Origin of the sequence: Devosia sp. (genome assembly GCF_036406155.1) — a bacterium.
Lineage (GTDB): Bacteria > Pseudomonadota > Alphaproteobacteria > Rhizobiales > Devosiaceae > Devosia_A.
In genome coordinates this window covers 1-16,623 of record NZ_DASWVV010000159.1, presented here as the reverse complement: position 1 = coordinate 16,623, position 16,623 = coordinate 1, and the positions used below count along the sequence as shown (strand labels likewise).

Below are 16,623 nucleotides of genomic sequence, written 5' to 3'. Positions count from 1 at the left end.
CTAATCCGCCGCCGCGACGGCCTGCCCGGGGCGGACCGCCGCGGGGTCCAGGATGGCGACGTCGCCGGCAGCGAGGCCGGCGGTGACGATGACCCGCTCGGCCGGCCAATCGATGAAGTCGATCTCGCGCCCCGCCGCCTTGCCCCCTTCGATCACGAGCACCGTGTTCCTGCCCCCGGCGGTGACGATCGCCCCACGCGGCAGCGACAGCGCCGCATGGTCCTCCGAGACGATGATGTTGGCGCTGACCGTTAGCCCCACCGGCAGCGCCACCGGCTCGTCGAAGGCGATGCGGATGGCGCGGCCGCCGGTCGCCGGATCAACGGTCGGGGCGGCAAAGGAAACCGAGCCGGTGCGGGTGATGGTGTCCCCCGCCGGCTTCAGGATCGCCCGCAGCCCGACGCGCACGCGGGCGGAGTAGATCTCGTCGACGTCGGTCTCCACGACCAGGGTGTCGAGGTCGGCGATGGTGAAGAGCTGGGACTGGGTGTCGACCAGCTGGCCCTGGTCGATAGTGCGCTCGAGCACCACGCCGGAGAGCGGCGCGGCGATGGTGTACTGGGCCCGCTGGCTCTCGGCCTGCTCGAGCACGCTGCGCAGCCGCGCCACCTCGTTGCTGGCCGCGACGAGCGCGCGTTCGGCATCCTCCCGCGTCGCCCGCGGCGTGTTTTCGCCCAGCGCCCGGGCGCGGTCGAGCGTCGCCTGCGCCTGCTGCTCGGCCACGAGACCGGCCTCCAGCGCCGCCTGCGCCTGGCCGACCAGCGCCTGCGGCTGGGCCGGATCGAGTCGGACAATGACCTGTCCCTCTGCAACGCGGTCGCCCTCGTCGGCGAGCACCTGCACGGCCTGCGCCGACACTGCCGAGCGCACCTTGACCTGCAATCGCGGAGCGATGCGGCCGGTAACCGCGAGTACCTGGGTGACGGTGCCGGGGCTGAGGGTCTCGGTGGCCACCACGAGCGGGCGACTCTGCCAGGGTCGGGTGGCGACCATCCAGGCCGCGCCACCGACCAGCGCCAGTCCGAGCACCCAGAGCCAGAGTCGGAGGCGCGCCTTGCCCTGCCGTCGAATAGCCATCGCTCCGCCCTGTCGCCAAAGTCCCGTCAATAGAACACGAATGCCGGCGCCGCACATCCCGGCCCCGGGCCGATCCCATCAACTCCTGAACTTGCGGATCTTGAGGGCAAACAGCACCAGCAGCATGCCGTAGACGATGGCGCTGATGCCCACGACCCAGATGAGGGCGAGGGCACCGGCCCCGGGCATGAGGAACATGGCGAGACCGAAGACGACCGCCAGGGCGCCCTGCAGGACCAGCAGCCATTCGTTGTCGATTTCCTTGCGCAACTGGATGGCGCCGATGATCTGCGACACGCCGATGGCGATCGCCCAGCCGGCAATCAGGTACAGCAGCACCAGTGCCGTGATGCCGGGCCAGACGAAAGTGAGGACGCCGGCCGCGATGCCGAACAGTCCCACGGCGACCAGCCACCAACGGGAGACCGCAACACTCCGGCCGGCGATCCCCGCGACCAGCGCGATGACGCCGTCGACCAGGGCGTAGGCGCCATAGAGGATGACCAGCATCACCAGCGAAAGCCCGGGCCAGATCAGCGACACCACGCCGAAGCCAATGCCGGCGAGGCCGCGCAGCAGGAACAGCAGCCAGTTGTCGGCAAGCACCTGACGCAGGGAGCGCGGAGCGATGCCCTCGCCCGCCCTGGCGGTTTCATCAATCTGGTTCGTCATGACAGTCTCTCCTTCTTACCCCATGGACCGCAAAGCGCCGCACCCTCCGCCCCCCGCGGATGGCACGGCACCGGGGGGCAACGCTTGACCTGCATCAATCAGGCCGACCGCTGCAGGGATTCGTCCGCCTTCCGCGCGGCAGCGGGAGTCCGGCCGCCGCCGCGGCCGCCGCGGGCGGCATGCCTCAGCCGGCGAGCCAGCGGGTGAGAAGGTAGCCGCCGGCGGCGGAGACCGCGGTGAGCGCCGTGCCCCAGGCCATGTCGACGAGACTGACAGTCAGCGACCAGTTCCTCAGCGTCGAGAGGTTGGTCATGTCGTACGTGCCGTAGGCCACGAGTCCGAGCACGGCGCCGGCGAGTGCGGCATTGACCCAGGTGCCGCCATTGAGGGCCGGGACGATTGCGAGCATGACGATGCCGGCGACATAGAGCAGGTAGAAGCCCGCCGCATAGCCGAGGTTCGGCTTGTCGAGCAGCAGGTCCCCCAGCCGCTCGCGATAGAAGCCGACGGCGTTGCTGAGCCAGATGAAATCGATGGCGAAGAAGATGACCGCCGTGGCGGCGTAGGCAACAAGGTATCTGAGCACTCTTTCACTCTCCCGTCGGGTGACTGTTGCCAGCTACGAAAAAAATCTTCGCCGAGTTGCACCAAAAATGCCGGCCGACTCGTAGCTGCCCTTCGAAACGCGTTTTCGGAAGGGACATCCGTGCTTATCGAAGATCTGGGAGGGGGGCCTCAGCTTCCCCGCACTATCGCCGTGGTCGGCTCCGGTATCGCCGGGCTTGCCGCCGCCTGGCTGCTCAGCCGGCGCCACCGCGTCACCCTCTATGAAGAGGCGGCGCGGCCGGGCGGCCATTCCAACACGGTGACGGTCGAGGGCCCACGGGGACCCGTGGCAGTCGACACCGGCTTCATCGTCTACAACGAACGCAACTATCCCAACCTGACGGCGCTGCTGGCGCATCTCGAAGTGCCCAGCGACGCCTCGGACATGAGCTTTGCCGCCTCGCTCGACGGCGGCCGGGTCGAGTATTCGAGCGGCGGCCTGGCCGGGTTGATCGGGCATCCCGGCAACTTGGTGCGGCCCGGCTACTGGCTGATGCTGCGCGACATCGTGCGCTTCTACCGCGAGGCGCCGCAGGCGGTGGTGGTCGAAGGCGAGACGCTGGGCGCCTATCTCGACGCCAACGGCTACACCCCCTCGTTCATCGAGGAACATTTGCTGCCGATGGGCGCGGCCATCTGGTCGACCACGGCGAGGGAAATGCGGGCCTATCCGTTCGCCTCCTTCGTCCGCTTTTTTGCCAGCCACGGCCTGCTCGAGCTGGTGAACCGGCCGAAATGGCGCACCGTCCGCGGTGGCAGCCGGAGCTATGTCGCGGCCATGCTCAGGGACATCGCCGAGGTGCAGCTCGCCACCCCGGTCGGCGCGATCGTGCGACGGCCGAGCGGCGGCGTCGAGATCTTCGACCGGCTCGGACGCGGCCGCGTCTTCGACAACGTGGTCATCGCCGCCCACGCCGACCAGGCGCTGGCCATGCTGGCCGACCCCGACGCCGACGAGCGCCGGCTGCTCGGCGCCTTCGCCTATACCGACAACCTCGCCGTGCTGCATTCCGACCCGGCGCTGATGCCGCGCCGCCGCCACGTCTGGGCAAGCTGGAACTATATCGGCCAGCGCGACAGCGACGAGGACAGGCAGCTCTGCGTCACCTACTGGATGAACCGGCTGCAGAATCTCGACCCGTCGCAGGAGCTGTTCGTGACGCTGAACCCGACGCGCCCGGTTGCCGCCGGGCGCCTGCACCAGGCGATCGGCTACACCCATCCGCTGTTCGACCAGAAGGCCATCGCCGCCCAGCAGCAGCTGTGGCGGCTGCAGGGCAGGCGCAACACCTGGTTTGCGGGCAGCTATTTCGGCCACGGCTTCCACGAGGACGCGCTGCAGGCGGGCCTCGCCGCGGCGGAGCTGGCGGGCGGGGTGCGGCGGCCATGGACGGTTGCCGGCGAATCGGACCGCATCACCCTCACTCCGCTGCTGGAGGCGGCAGCATGACCCGCTCGGCCATCTATACCGGGGACGTCGTGCATACCCGCACCCGCCCGCGGAGCCACCGGCTGCACTACCGGGTGTTCGCGCTGCTCCTCGATCTCGACGAGCTGGACGCGCTCGACCGCGGGCTGCGGCTGTTCAGCCACAACCGCTGGGCGCCGCTCGGCTTCCGGGACCGGGACCACGGCGACGGCGTGACGCCGCTCAGGGAATGGGCCGGCCGCCTCCTCGCCGAGGCGGGCGCCGGCTATGACGGCGGCCGCATCGAGCTGCTGTGCTACCCGCGCGTCCTCGGCTTCGTGTTCAATCCGCTCAGCGTCTATTTCGGCTACACAAGGGCGGGTACGCTGGCGGCCATCCTCTACGAGGTGCACAATACCCATGGCGAGCGCCACACCTACGTGATTCCTGCCAAGGCGGACGGGGATGTCGTACGTCATGGCGCGCGCAAGCAGTTCTTCGTCTCGCCCTTCATGCCGATGGACTGCGTCTACCGCTTCCGCATCCGCCCGCCGGGGGAGCGGGTCGGCATCCTGATCCTCGAGGACGACGCCGAAGGGCTGCTGCTCACCGCCTCGTTCACGGGCCGGCGCCAGGCGCTCTCGGATAGGGCGCTGTGGCGGCTGCTGTTCGCCTATCCGCTGATGACGCTGAAGGTGATGGCCGGCATCCATCTCGAGGCAGCCAGGCTCCTGCTCAAGGGCCTGCCGTTCCATCACCACCGGCGCGCCGCACGGCCTATCGACAGCGTCGTGGTCGCCGCGGAAGCGGCCGCCTCAAGGCCGGACCATGCGCCGGGTCACGGCGAGGCGGAGCGGGTGAGGTAGCAGGGCCAGCAGCCTGATGAGGACGCTCATGCGGCGGGGGAAGGCGATCTCGAAGCGGCCCGACTCGAGACCGGCGACGATCCGGTCCACCGCCTCCTCGGCCGGCATCAGGAACGGCATCGGAAAATCGTTCTTGCGGGTAAGCGGCGTGTCGACGAAGCCGGGGTTGACCAGCGACAGCCTGACGCCCTCGGCCTCGAGTTCGGGATGCAGCGCCTCGCACATGTTGATGAGCGCCGCCTTGGTGGCGCCATAGGCGGCGGCGCTGGGCAGCCCGACATAGCCGGTGAGTGAGGAGACGACGGCGATGTGGCCGGCGTGGCGCCGGATCATCTCCGGCATCACCGCAGCGAGACAGTTGACGGTGCCGATGAGATTGACGTCGACCATCTCCCGCCACGCCTCAAGCGAGAACGACCTGGCCGTCACCGGCTTGTAGGTGCCCGCATTGAGGACGACGAGGTCGACCACGCCCAGCCGCGCCTCGATGGCCGCAGACGTCGCGGCGACGGCGGCGCTGTCGGTGACGTCGAGCGGGAACGGGATGACCCGCCCTGCCGTCTCGGCCGCAAGCGCAGCAAGCTCCCCGGCCGAGCGGGCGCTGGCCGCGACGCGCCAGCCATCGGCGGCGAGCCTGAGCGCCAGAGCGCGGCCGATACCGCGGCCGGCGCCGGTGATCCAGGCGCGGCGGGCGGGGGCGGTTGTGGCGGGCACGATACGGTCTCCTCAACGGTCGGTCGATGAGCAGCTACGACACCGGCCGGCGGAAAGTTTCGCTCCCCTGCGCCTGCTCGGCGCTGCCAGCCTCCCCGGCGGTGGCAGCCCTTGCGCGCGGCGACCGCGCTCCCCATTTCTGTGCGATCTCCGCCCTACCCCCGGCCAAGCGATACTGCTATAGAGCGGCCAACCCGCGAGGCAGCAGCCTTGACCTATTCCTTCCGAGCCTGAGTCACATGCCTGAGTTCACGAACCTGCCCAACCAACAATTCTCCGTGCGCGAACTGTTCGGGATCGACTCGGACATGCAGGTCATGGGCTACGCCGAGCCCGATCCGCACGTGCCGCCGCTCGATCCCGACTACCTGTTCGATCGCAACACCACGCTGGCGATTCTCGCCGGCTTCGCCTTCAACCGCCGCGTCATGGTGCAGGGCTACCACGGCACCGGCAAGTCCACCCATATCGAGCAGGTCGCGGCGCGCCTCAACTGGCCGCTGGTGCGCGTCAACCTCGACGCGCATGTGAGCCGCATCGACCTCGTGGGCAAGGACGCCATCGTGCTCAAGGACGGCCAGCAGGTCACCGAGTTCCGCGACGGCATCCTGCCCTGGGCGGTGCAGAACAACATTGCCCTGGTCTTCGACGAATACGATGCCGGCCGTCCCGACGTGATGTTCGTCATCCAGCGCGTGCTCGAATCGCAGGGCCGGCTGACGCTGCTCGACCAGAACCGCGTCATCACCCCGCACCCGGCCTTCCGCCTGTTCGCCACCACCAACACCATCGGGCTGGGCGACACTTCGGGCCTGTATCACGGCACCCAGCAGATCAACCAGGGCCAGATGGACCGCTGGTCGATCGTCACCACGCTCAACTACCTGCCGCACGACAAGGAAGTCGGCATCGTCATGGCCAAGGCCAAGAGCTACCAGACCGACAAGGGCAAGAAGCTGGTCGCCAACATGGTGCGCCTCGCCGACCTGACGCGCTCCGCCTTCATCAACGGCGACCTCTCGACGGTGATGAGCCCGCGCACGGTGATCACCTGGGCCGAGAACGCCGAGATCTTCGGCGACGTCGGCTTCGCCTTCCGGCTCACCTTCCTCAACAAGTGCGACGAGCTCGAGCGTCCGGTGGTGGCCGAGTTCTACCAGCGCGTGTTCGGCGAAGACCTGCCCGAATCGGCGGCCAACCTCGCCATCACCGCCTAGACCCGGGACGCCGAGCGGCGCTTATCGCACCATGGTCCAGCCCCCGCGCGCCAAGAACAACCGGCCCGACAGCACCGCGGCGTTCAAAGCCGCCGTGGGTGCGACCGTGCGCGCCGTCGCCGGCAAGCCGGGGCTGGAAGTGACCTTTTCGGCCGACCGGCCGATCCTGACCAGCGACAAGGCACGGCTGGCCAATCTGCCGCGACTGCCGAACAAGCGCGATATCTCGATCGCCCGCGGCCAGGGCGACGCCATGGCCATGCGGCTTGCCAGCCACAACCCCGAGACGCACCGCCGCCGCGCCCCGGCCGAGCCGCTGGCGCGGGCTGCCTTCGACGCGCTCGAGCAGGCGCGCTGCGAAGCGCTGGGCTGCGTGCGCATGCCGGGCATGACCGGCAATATCCACGAGATGCTCGAGGACCGCCTGTTCCGCGCCAATTACGCCGAGGTCACCGACCGCGACGACGCGCCCCTGGCCGAGGCGCTCGGGCTGATCCTGCGGCAGCGCGTCGCCGGGGTGGCGATCCCGCCCTCGGGCAATGCCATCGTCGAATTGTGGCGCAGCGAAATCGAGGAGAAGGCCGGCAACTCGCTGACCACGCTGCTCTCCAAGTTCGAGGACCAGGATCTGTTCAGCCGCGCCAGCCGGCAGTTGCTGCGCGACCTCAACCTCGTGCCCGACAGCGAGCTCGACGACGGCGAGGACGGCGGCGACGAAGGCGGCGACGACCAGCAGGCGGACAAGGGCCGCGACGAGAGCAAGCCGCCGGAGCAGGCGCAGGGCGAGAGCGAGGACGCCCAGGCCGAAGAGGACCAGTCGACGGGCGACAGCGAGGAAACCGGGGAAACCGAAGGCGCCGAGGCCGATCTGGCGGAAAGCGACGAGGACCAGGCCGCCGAGGCCGGCGAGGAAAGCCCCAACCCGCCCCCGGGTGCCAACGCGCGGGAATTTGCCGACAGTTTCGCCTACAAGATCTTCACCCAGAAGTTCGACGAGGTGGTCAAGGCGGCTGAGTTGTGCCCCGCCGAGGAACTGGAGCAACTCCGCGCCCTGCTCGACAAGCAGCTCGAGAACCTGGCGGGCGCCGTGGCGCGGCTCGCCAACAAGCTGCAGCGCCGGCTGATGGCGCAGCAGAACCGCAGCTGGGAGTTCGACCTCGAGGAGGGCCTGCTGGATACGGCCCGCCTCACCCGCGTCGTCACCGACCCGCTGCAGGCGCTCAGCTTCAAGGTCGAGCGCGACACCGAGTTCCGCGACACCGTGGTGACGCTGCTGATCGACAACTCCGGCTCCATGCGCGGCCGGCCGATCACCATTGCGGCGATCTGCGGCGACATTCTCGCCCGCACGCTCGAGCGCTGCGGCGTCAAGGTCGAGATCCTGGGCTTCACCACGCGCGCCTGGAAGGGCGGCAAGAGCCGCGAGGCCTGGCTCGAGGCCGGCCGGCCGGCCAACCCCGGCCGCGTCAACGATATCCGCCACATCATCTACAAGGGCGCCGACGAGCCGTGGCGGCACGCCCGGCGCAACCTCGGCCTGATGATGCGCGAAGGCTTGCTCAAGGAGAACATCGACGGCGAGGCCCTGCAATGGGCACAGAAGCGCCTGCTGGCCCGGCCCGAAAACCGCCGCATCCTGATGGTCATCTCCGATGGCGCCCCGGTCGACGACTCGACCCAGTCGGTCAACGCCGGCAACTATCTCGAGGCCCATTTGCGCCAGGTCATCGAAGACATCGAGACGCGCTCGCCCATCCAGCTGGTCGCCGTCGGCATCGGCCATGACGTGACACGCTACTACCGGCGCGCCGTCACCCTGCTCGACGCCGAGGAGCTCGCCGGCGCCCTGACCGACGAACTCGCGGCGCTGTTCGACGAGGAGCCGCCGACCCGGTCCCGCAAGAGACGGGTGGGATGACGCGGCGGGCGCTGGCCACGCGCCTGCTGGCGGCGGCGCTGCTGGCGGCAGGAGCGGGGTTCGCCTGGCTGGCGGTTGACGTGCCGCACCGCGCACTGGCGCAGGACCAGGGAGAAACGGTCATCGCCCTGCCGCTGCACAGCTTCGCCGGCGTCGCGGCGGGCGGCAGGGTGCAGGGGCTCGTCTGGCACGGCGGCATCGAGATGCAGAGCGCCGTCGACACCTTCGGCGGCCTGTCCGGCCTCGGCTTCACCGGGCCCGACGGGCGCCTGGCGATGGTTACCGACCGCGGCAATTTCGTTTCCGGCCAGCTCATCTACGACGAACGGCACCGCCCGCTCAGCCTCGTCGGCGTGACCATCGAGCCGATCCAGAATTCCAAGGGGGCCGAGCTGCCGCGCGCCTTCGCCCGCGACGCCGAGGCGCTGGCGGTGATCGAGCGCGGCGGCGTCCCGGCGGCGGTCCGGGTGGGCTTCGAGAACTTGACGCGGGTCGCGGACTTCGAACTCGTCGACGGCAGGCCGACCGGCCCGGCCAGGGAGGTCGCCATCCCCGCCTGGCTCACCGGCACCCGCACCAACGAGAGCCTCGAGGCCGTGTGCATTGCTCCCGCGGCCTCGCCGATCGCCGGCTCCACCCTGCTGCTGACCGAGGGCGTCGTCGATGACGACGGCGAACACTCGGCCTGGCTGCTCGGCCACAACGACAAGGGGCCGCTGAGCTACCTGTCGAGCAAGGGCACGGACCCCTCCGACTGCGCCTTCCTGCCCAACGGCGACCTGCTGGTGCTGGAGCGCGGCATCGCCTTCCTGACCTTCACCATGACGCTCAAGCGCGTTCCCGCCGCCCAGGTGGTGCCGGGCGCCCGCATGCGCGGCGAGGTGCTGCTCACGGCCAGCGGGCCGGACGTCGACAACATGGAGGCGGTGGCGGTACACTCCGGGCCCGACGGCACGACGCGCATCACCCTGGTCTCCGACAACAACTTCAACGAGTGGGAACGCAGCCTGCTGCTCGAGTTCTCGCTGCCGCCCCAGTAACCCCGGACGGCCGGATCGCGCCGCCGTTGCGGGCCAGGACTGCCATCCCGGCAAGCGAGGTGCGCATGCCCCATATCGTCCATGTCGATATCGCCGCCGACGATCCGAAACGCGCCACGCGCTTCTACGAGGCCGTATTCGGCTGGCACATCCAGACGCTGCACGGCGCCACCTCGACCTCCATCCAGCTGATCAATACCGGAGCGGCCGAGGCGGAGCCGATCAGCGCCAGCATTGCCGAGCGCGGCGAGGACTGGCGCTCGATCACGCCGCTCATCGACGTCGACTCGATAGACGTCTACGCGCAGAGGATCGTCGCCGCCGGCGGCGGCATCGTCCACGCCAAGCGGCTGATCCCGGGGATCGGGTATCTGCTCATCTTCCGCGACACCGAGGGGAACGAACTGGGCCTCGTCGAGGAGCTGCCCGAAACCATGTTCGCCATGCCCGGCGGGCGCGCCTGAGCGCCTGCCCGGCTTGATCCCCGTCAAGGCGCCCGCCGCCGCTGGGCGCACCCTGCCGCTTCGCTCGAGCCGCGAGGTCTCCCATGCCGAACTTCGTGCATATCGACATTGCCGCCGACGATCCCGAACGGGCCACGCGCTTCTACGCCCGGGTCTTCGGCTGGACCATCAGCAAGCTCGAAGGGCCAGTGCCCTACTGGCTGGTCAGCACTGGTGCGGCGCCGGCGACGCCCAACCCGCCGATCGGGGCCGGCGTCGCCAGGCGCGAGGCCCCGTGGCAGGGCGTCACCCCCACCATCGGCGTCGACTCCGTCGACGCCTACGAAAAGAAGATCGTGGCGGAGGGCGGCACCGTGGTGGTGCCCAGGACCGAAATCCCCGGCATCGGCCACTTGCTCACCTTCAAGGACACCGAAGGCAACGTCTTCGCCATCCTCGAGCCGGTGGCTGCAAACCCGTTCGCCGGGGACACCGGCAGCTAGGCCGCCGCCGGGCGGGCGAAGCGGTCGGCGAGCACCCGCCTGAGCGCGCCGTAAGGCGCAAGGCAGAGGGCGGCGAGCACCAGCTTGACGAGGAAATCCCCGGCCGCCAGCGACACCCACAAGTCGACCTCGGGGCCCACCCCGAGCAGCGGCGCGGGGAAGGTGAGCGAGCCGTCGGCGCGGCCGAGGCCGGTATCGAGGACCGCGAAAGGCGCGGCGAAGGCCAGCGAGAAGAACAGCGCCGTGTCGAGCGCGGAAGATACCAGCGACGAGAAGAGCGGCGCGTGCCACCACGGCTTCAGGCGTAGCCGGTCGAAGATCGAGATATCGAGGAACTGGGCGAGGAGGAAGGCCGTGCCCGAGGCGATGGCGATGCGCGGCGTCGCCAGCCAGATCGACAGCACCACGGCCACCGCGAAGCCGGCGACCACGACCACCCGCGCCCGGCCCGGGCCGAAATGGCGGTTGGTGAGATCGGTGACGAGGAAGGCGACCGGATAGGTGAAGGCCCCCCAGGTCAGCAGGTCGGCAAGCTCGATGGGGCCGAGCCGCGCCTGGACGGGAAACTGGACGAGGAAATTCGAGGCCGCGACAACGGCGACCATCGCGGCGACGGCCGCGGCAAAGCGAGCGAACATGACGCACCTTCGGTTAACCGCATTCCGGCATGAGACCGGCGCGGACGCCGAGGGCAATAGCAGATGCAGGCGGCGCTGTCATCGGGGCGGAGCGGGTCCAGATGCAGTACGCCTCAACCGCGCCGCCCAAAACCAAAGCCGCGCGGCACGGTGTGCCGGCGCGGCCTCAGCAATCACTGAAGAGATAAGGCCTTACGCGGCGAGGGCGGCGCGGATTTCCTTGCGCAACGCCTTGGCGTTGGTGCTCAGTTCGCTTTCGTCGGCCTTGAGCAGGAAGGCGTCGAGCCCGCCGCGATGCTCGACCGTGCGCAGCGCATGGGCGCTCACCTTGAGCTTCACCGAACGGCCGAGCGCATCGGAGATCAGCGTCACGTTCACCAGGTTGGGCAGAAACCGCCGGCGCGTGCGGTTGAGCGCGTGGCTCACGTTGTTGCCGGTCATTACGCCCTTACCGGTCAGTTCACAGCGGCGTGCCATTCTTGCATCCTTGCACAAAATTCCCTTGGCGGAAGGGTTCTCCCGCAACGGGCTGAAGTCTGTTCTTGATTGTGGCGCTTCCATAATGAAAGCGGCCGCACCCGTCAAGCCGGGCCGGCCGGCACACGGCACGCGCCCCCGGCTAGAACTTGTAGCGGATGCCGCCGGTGATGGCGTTGGAGGCGTCGATGTCGGCGATCACCCCGTAGCCGCCCGAGCGGTGATGCACGCGCACGAAGGTTTCCCACTGCGGCTGGTCGACCAGCGAGACGTTGAGCTCGGCGCCGAGATAGACGAGCACCGGCTCGAACTCGCCCCAGGCGTCCATGCGGTCCCCTTCCCATCCCTGGGTGCCGCTGGTGACGGACAACCCGGTGGTCCAGGCCGGCGAGATGCGCAGCGTGTCGAACAGAACCAGCCCGTCGTAGCGGGCAAACAGGCCGGCCCAGACTTCGCCCGACGCGCCGTCGCCGCTGAAGCGTCCGGAAACGCCGATCTCGGCACCCAGCCGCAGGTCGTGCCAGTCGACCAGCGTGCGCTGGTAGCCGGCCCCGACGATCCAGGTATCGTCCCAGGTGAGCTGCCACGGCTGCAGGCTGGTGCCGAACCAGTCCTGGTGGAAGCGTCCGCCGAAGAAGAACACGGCTTCGTCATATTGCGACAGCTCGGTCTGCTGGCCCAGGGCGGGTGCGGCCGGCGCAACCGGCGCCAGGGCCGCCAGCACGGGCAAGGCCCAACGCAGCAGGCAGGAACGATAGTGGCGAAGCATTGCCGACCCCGGATATATCACGCACCCAATGTCGGCAATTCCTTTCACGCGCGGGTAAAAATGTCGATACCGCCGGACCGGGGCCACCGACACGCGCGCGCGACTGTGGCCGGCAGGCACCGCGGTGGCCCTCGTCCCAGGCTCCTTCCGCCCGCCCTTGCCAGCGCCGCATTGCGCGGGCAGTTTCTGGACGACGTGATTCGGCCACAGCGCCGGAAGGAAAGGCCGCCGACCGAGAATGCGCCTGCTCAGGAGAGTCGCCGCCGCCTGCGGCATTGCGCTGATGGCCACGAGCGCCGCCGCCGCGCCGGTCTCCGCCACGGCGCAGTACCTCATCAGCCTCTCCGGCACGAGCATCGCCAGCGTCACCATCCGCCTCAACGACACCGGCAAACGCTATGCGATGGCCCTCGATGCGCGCATCACCGGTCTTGCGCAACTGGTGGCAAGCGGCGTCGCCAAGGTCGACTCGACCGGGGTTTCGAACGGCCGCGAGTTGACGTCGGAGAAGTTCGCCCTGCTCACCCGCGCCGGCGGCGAGGACTTCACCGTCTCTGTGGAATACGCGCAGAAGGACGTGACGGCCTTCATCGTCACGCCGCCACTGATCAACAATATCGACCGGGTAGCACTGGAACGCCGGCACCTGCACGGGGTCAACGACATGGTGGCCGCCTTCGTGCTCAAGGGCGGCGGGCTCGACAAGTCGCTGTGCGACCGGCGCCTGCAGATCTTCACCGGGCTCGAACGCTTCAACGTCACCATGCACTTCGCGCGCGCGGACGTGGCCACTTCCAAGCGCACCGGCTACCAAGGGCCGGTGATCCTGTGCAACATCCGCTACACCCCGGTATCGGGGCACTTCACCACGTCCGAGATCACCAACTTTCTCGCCGAGAGCGATCGTATCCTGATCTGGTACGCGCCGCTCGCCACCCCCGGCTACTTCATCCCCTACCGCGTGCTGCTCACCACCAGCATGGGGGATTTGTCCATGGTGCTCACCGACCTCGAGCAGTAGCGCACCCTGCCCCGGCGCCGGGAGGGGAAAGCGCGGGGCAGGGACCGCCCGTCTCGGGCGGGCGTTCGACTGCGACGCGCCCGGCGGGCTGCGACAAGCACCCTGGCGGCGAAAAGTGGCAATTTCCGCGCTTTCCATCCTCGTTGGGTTAACGAAACATGAAGCGCGCCGCTGTGCCGTTGTGGGACGGTCAACGGCTTTTTTGTCAACGCGAGCCGGGCTTGCGCCCGGCCCGCGGCGGCGCGATCGTGAACGGGTCAAGGAAATTGCCGAGGGAGGCGTTTACCGCCCGTTCACGAAGTCCTGATTCGACGCCGAAAAGGCCCGCCGGCAACGCTTTGGCAAGCTTCGTGAACGCTTTTCGGCCCGGATCAGGGCCTTGGCCGATTGGCTGGTAGGCCCGGCCTGGCGGCCCCACCAGATGCTGTAGGGAACAAAGCAGGGACGCCCGAGTCGCCGCCGATTCGGTTCGCTTTTGTTCCCGTTTCGTGCGCATCGTAAAGGCGCCCGCAGATACAGGCCGACAAACGTTTCGAATTGACACGCTCGCATCTGCCGGCGGGGACGCCTAAATAGGGAGCCGATGACCCCCGACTTCTCCCCCTCGCTCAAGGCCATCCTCGGGCCGACCAATACCGGCAAGACCTTCTTTGCCATCGAGCGCATGCTGGCGCATCGCTCGGGCATGATCGGCCTGCCGCTCAGGCTGCTGGCGCGCGAGGTCTACCACAAGGTCGCCGACCGCGTGGGCGCGCAGCACGTGGCGCTGGTCACCGGCGAGGAGCGCATCGTTCCCCCCAAGGCGCGCTACTGGGTGGCGACGGTGGAGGCGATGCCGCTCGAGGTGCCGGTCGAATGCGTCGCCGTCGACGAGATCCAGGTGGCGACCGATTTCGACCGCGGCCACGTCTTCACCGACCGGCTTCTCAATGCCCGCGGCCGCAGCGAGACGCTGCTGCTGGGCGCCGCCACCATGGCCCCGGTCATCCGGGCGCTGCTGCCCGGCGCCGAGATCATCCACCGACCGCGCTTCTCGGAACTGACCTATGCCGGCAGCCGCAAGATCTCGCGCCAGCCGCGCCGCACCGCCATCGTCGCCTTCTCGGCCGCGCAGGTCTATGCCATTGCCGAACTGATCCGGCGCGAGCGCGGCGGCGCCGCGGTGGTCATGGGGGCCCTGAGCCCGCGCACGCGCAACGCCCAGGTCGACCTGTACCAAAGTGGGGACGTCGATTTCCTGGTCGCCACCGACGCAATCGGCATGGGGCTCAATCTCGACGTGCACCACGTCGCCTTCGCCGACGACATGAAGTTCGACGGCCACCAGAGCCGGCCGCTGACACCCGCCGAGTTCGCCCAGATCGCGGGGCGCGCCGGGCGGCACATGCACAACGGGACCTTCGGCGTCACCGGCAACGCCGCCGAGTTCGACACCGAACTGGTGCAGCGGCTCGAGAGCCACGATTTCGAGCCGGTCAGGGTCCTGCAGTGGCGCAACCCCGAGCTGGATTTTTCCTCCATCGAGGCGCTCCGCAACAGCCTCGACGCCTCGCCGCAGCACCGCAGCCTGACGCGCGTCCCGGTGGCCACCGACCAGCACGCGCTGGAGTTCCTCGCGCGCAACGAGGCGGGCCGGCTGGCGCACGGGGCCGAGGCGGTGCGGCTGTTGTGGGACTGCTGCTCCATCCCGGATTATCGTGACATTTCGCCCGCCCTGCACGGCGAGATCGTCACCCGCGTCTACACCGACCTGATGCGGCGGGGCACGGTCGCGACCGACTGGATTGCCGAGCAGGTGGGGTTCTGCGACAATACCTCCGGCGACATCGACACGCTTTCCAACAGGATCCGCCAGATCCGCACCTGGACGTTCGTCGCCAACCGCAGAAATTGGCTTGAAGACCCGGCATATTGGCGCGAAAAGACCCGTGACATCGAAGATCGGCTGAGCGATGTCCTGCACGAGCGGCTCACCCAGCGCTTCGTTGACCGGCGCACCAGCGTCCTGATGCGGCACTTGAGGGACAGATCCATGGCGACGCCTGAAATCAACGAACGGGGCGAAATCAGCCTCGAAGGTCATCTTATCGGCTCGATCGAGGGGTTCCGCTTTACCCTCGCGCGCTCGGAGGACGGCGACGCCAGGGGCCTGCGCGCGGCCGCCGGCCAGGTGGTGGCGCCCGAGATCGCGCGCCGCGCCGACCGCCTTGCCGGGGCCCCGAACGAGGAATTCGTGCTTGCCACGGACGGCTATGTGCGCTGGCGCGGCGAGGTCGTCGCCATGCTCGCCGAGGGCGAGACGCTGTTCGCCCCGCGCCTCATCGTGCTTGCCGACGAGAGCCTGTCCGGCCCCGACCTCGAGCGCGTGCAGGAGCGGCTGAACCTGTGGCTGCGGCACGGCATCAACACCCAGCTCGAGCCGGTGATCGCGCTCAGCGAGCCGGCCGATCTCGAAGGCGCCGCCCGCGGCATCGCCTTCCAGCTCTCCGAGAACCTGGGCTTGCTGCCGCGCGCCGCGGTGGCCGAGCAGGTCAAGGCTCTCGACCAGGACGTGCGCGCCAAGCTGCGCAAGCTCGGGGTGAAGTTCGGCGCCTACCATATCTACGTGCCGGCGAGCCTGAAGCCCGCGCCGCGCGAACTGGCCATCATCCTCTACGCCGTCAAGCATGGCGGCGTGCGCCAGCCCGGCGTCGGCGAACTGCCCCAGATCGTGCTGTCGGGTCGGACGTCGTTCCTCATCGATCCCGAGGTCAGCCCCAAGCTCTACGAGGTCGCCGGCTTCAAGGTGGCGGGCCGGCGCGCGGTGCGCGTCGACATCCTCGAGCGGCTGGCCGACATCATCCGGCCGCTGATCGCGCTCGACGCATCGCGGCACGCGGGCGACCTGCCGCCCGGCGCGGCCGAGGGGAACGGCTTCCGCGTGACCGTGGAGATGACGTCGCTGCTCGGCACCGCCGGAGAGGATTTCGCCTCGATCCTCACCGCCCTCGGCTACAGGCTCCGCCGCACGCCCAAGGCTGCGGGGCCGGCGGTGGCTGCCCCCCTGCCCGAGGCCGCCGCCGACGGCGTGGCGGAGGCGGCCGGCAATGCCGCCGCGCAAGACGCAGTCGAAGGGACGCCGGCGCCCGAGGAGATACAGGCCGAAACGCTGGAAGCCGCGGCCGTGGAAGCGGCCGCCGCCGACCTGGGCGCGCCCCCGCCGGAGGCCGCCAGCCAGCCGGCCGAACCCGAATATGACGAAGTCTGGTTCCCGG

16 protein-coding genes are annotated in these 16,623 nt (G+C 69.0%); 9 read left to right on the top strand and 7 right to left on the bottom strand.

What is annotated here, in order from left to right; all coding sequences use genetic code 11:
* The 3 genes from VGD93_RS10105 to VGD93_RS10095 form a co-directional block, all read right to left on the bottom strand.
* On the bottom strand, positions 1–1,077 hold the full coding sequence (locus tag VGD93_RS10105) for an efflux RND transporter periplasmic adaptor subunit (RefSeq protein ID WP_395011663.1): 1,077 nt from the start codon (positions 1,075–1,077) through the stop codon (positions 1–3).
* Between the two features lie 78 nt (positions 1,078–1,155).
* Positions 1,156–1,749, bottom strand: coding sequence for an HdeD family acid-resistance protein (locus VGD93_RS10100; RefSeq protein WP_395011661.1), 594 nt, complete (start codon positions 1,747–1,749; stop codon positions 1,156–1,158).
* A gap of 184 nt (positions 1,750–1,933) precedes the next feature.
* The gene (locus tag VGD93_RS10095) at positions 1,934–2,335 is read right to left on the bottom strand and encodes a DUF2177 family protein (protein WP_395011660.1); all 402 of its coding nucleotides are present in this window, start codon (positions 2,333–2,335) and stop codon (positions 1,934–1,936) included.
* 120 nt (positions 2,336–2,455) lie between these two features.
* On the opposite strand from VGD93_RS10095, the gene VGD93_RS10090 reads away from it, so the two are divergent.
* Together VGD93_RS10090 and VGD93_RS10085 are read left to right on the top strand one after the other, a co-directional pair.
* Positions 2,456–3,805, top strand: coding sequence for an NAD(P)/FAD-dependent oxidoreductase (locus VGD93_RS10090; protein ID WP_395011658.1), 1,350 nt, complete (start codon positions 2,456–2,458; stop codon positions 3,803–3,805).
* Positions 3,802–4,629 carry a DUF1365 domain-containing protein gene (locus tag VGD93_RS10085; protein ID WP_395011656.1) on the top strand — a complete coding sequence of 276 codons (828 nt, stop codon included), beginning with the start codon at positions 3,802–3,804 and terminating at the stop codon, positions 4,627–4,629. The genes VGD93_RS10090 and VGD93_RS10085 overlap by 4 nt, the downstream gene beginning before the upstream one ends.
* On the opposite strand, the gene VGD93_RS10080 is transcribed toward VGD93_RS10085, so the two are convergent.
* Complete coding sequence (locus tag VGD93_RS10080) at positions 4,579–5,343, bottom strand: SDR family NAD(P)-dependent oxidoreductase (RefSeq protein WP_395011654.1); 765 nt, start codon at positions 5,341–5,343, stop codon at positions 4,579–4,581. The two genes, VGD93_RS10085 and VGD93_RS10080, sit on opposite strands and share 51 nt — an antisense overlap.
* Positions 5,344–5,582: 239 nt before the next feature.
* On the opposite strand from VGD93_RS10080, the gene cobS reads away from it, so the two are divergent.
* The 5 genes from cobS (at position 5,583) to VGD93_RS10055 (ending at position 10,464) form a co-directional block, all read left to right on the top strand.
* The gene (gene cobS / locus VGD93_RS10075) at positions 5,583–6,560 is read left to right on the top strand and encodes a cobaltochelatase subunit CobS (RefSeq protein ID WP_395011652.1); all 978 of its coding nucleotides are present in this window, start codon (positions 5,583–5,585) and stop codon (positions 6,558–6,560) included.
* 31 nt (positions 6,561–6,591) lie between these two features.
* A complete protein-coding gene (gene cobT, locus VGD93_RS10070; protein ID WP_395011650.1) occupies positions 6,592–8,478 on the top strand; it encodes a cobaltochelatase subunit CobT in 1,887 nt (628 codons plus the stop codon).
* Positions 8,475–9,518 (top strand): esterase-like activity of phytase family protein, encoded by a 1,044-nt coding sequence (locus tag VGD93_RS10065; protein WP_395011648.1) that lies wholly within the window; start codon positions 8,475–8,477, stop codon positions 9,516–9,518. The genes cobT and VGD93_RS10065 overlap by 4 nt, the downstream gene beginning before the upstream one ends.
* A 65-nt stretch (positions 9,519–9,583) precedes the next feature.
* Positions 9,584–9,982 carry a VOC family protein gene (locus tag VGD93_RS10060; RefSeq protein WP_395011646.1) on the top strand — a complete coding sequence of 133 codons (399 nt, stop codon included), beginning with the start codon at positions 9,584–9,586 and terminating at the stop codon, positions 9,980–9,982.
* Positions 9,983–10,065: 83 nt separating this feature from the next.
* A complete protein-coding gene (locus tag VGD93_RS10055) occupies positions 10,066–10,464 on the top strand; it encodes a VOC family protein (RefSeq protein ID WP_395011644.1) in 399 nt (132 codons plus the stop codon).
* Here the strand turns inward: VGD93_RS10055 and VGD93_RS10050 are convergent.
* The 3 genes from VGD93_RS10050 to VGD93_RS10040 form a co-directional block, all read right to left on the bottom strand.
* Positions 10,461–11,102 carry a VUT family protein gene (locus VGD93_RS10050; RefSeq protein WP_395011642.1) on the bottom strand — a complete coding sequence of 214 codons (642 nt, stop codon included), beginning with the start codon at positions 11,100–11,102 and terminating at the stop codon, positions 10,461–10,463. The genes VGD93_RS10055 and VGD93_RS10050 overlap by 4 nt on opposite strands.
* 192 nt (positions 11,103–11,294) lie before the next feature.
* Complete coding sequence (rpmB, locus tag VGD93_RS10045) at positions 11,295–11,579, bottom strand: 50S ribosomal protein L28 (protein ID WP_395011640.1); 285 nt, start codon at positions 11,577–11,579, stop codon at positions 11,295–11,297.
* Positions 11,580–11,721: 142 nt separating this feature from the next.
* Positions 11,722–12,348 carry a hypothetical protein gene (locus tag VGD93_RS10040; protein ID WP_395011638.1) on the bottom strand — a complete coding sequence of 209 codons (627 nt, stop codon included), beginning with the start codon at positions 12,346–12,348 and terminating at the stop codon, positions 11,722–11,724.
* Positions 12,349–12,586: 238 nt separating this feature from the next.
* Between VGD93_RS10040 and VGD93_RS10035 the strand changes: the two genes are divergently transcribed.
* Together VGD93_RS10035 and VGD93_RS10030 are read left to right on the top strand one after the other, a co-directional pair.
* On the top strand, positions 12,587–13,369 hold the full coding sequence (locus VGD93_RS10035; RefSeq protein WP_395011636.1) for a DUF3108 domain-containing protein: 783 nt from the start codon (positions 12,587–12,589) through the stop codon (positions 13,367–13,369).
* 583 nt (positions 13,370–13,952) lie between these two features.
* Positions 13,953–16,623, top strand: a 2,671-nt coding sequence (locus VGD93_RS10030; RefSeq protein ID WP_395011634.1) for a helicase-related protein, incomplete at its 3' end; no start/stop codon positions are given.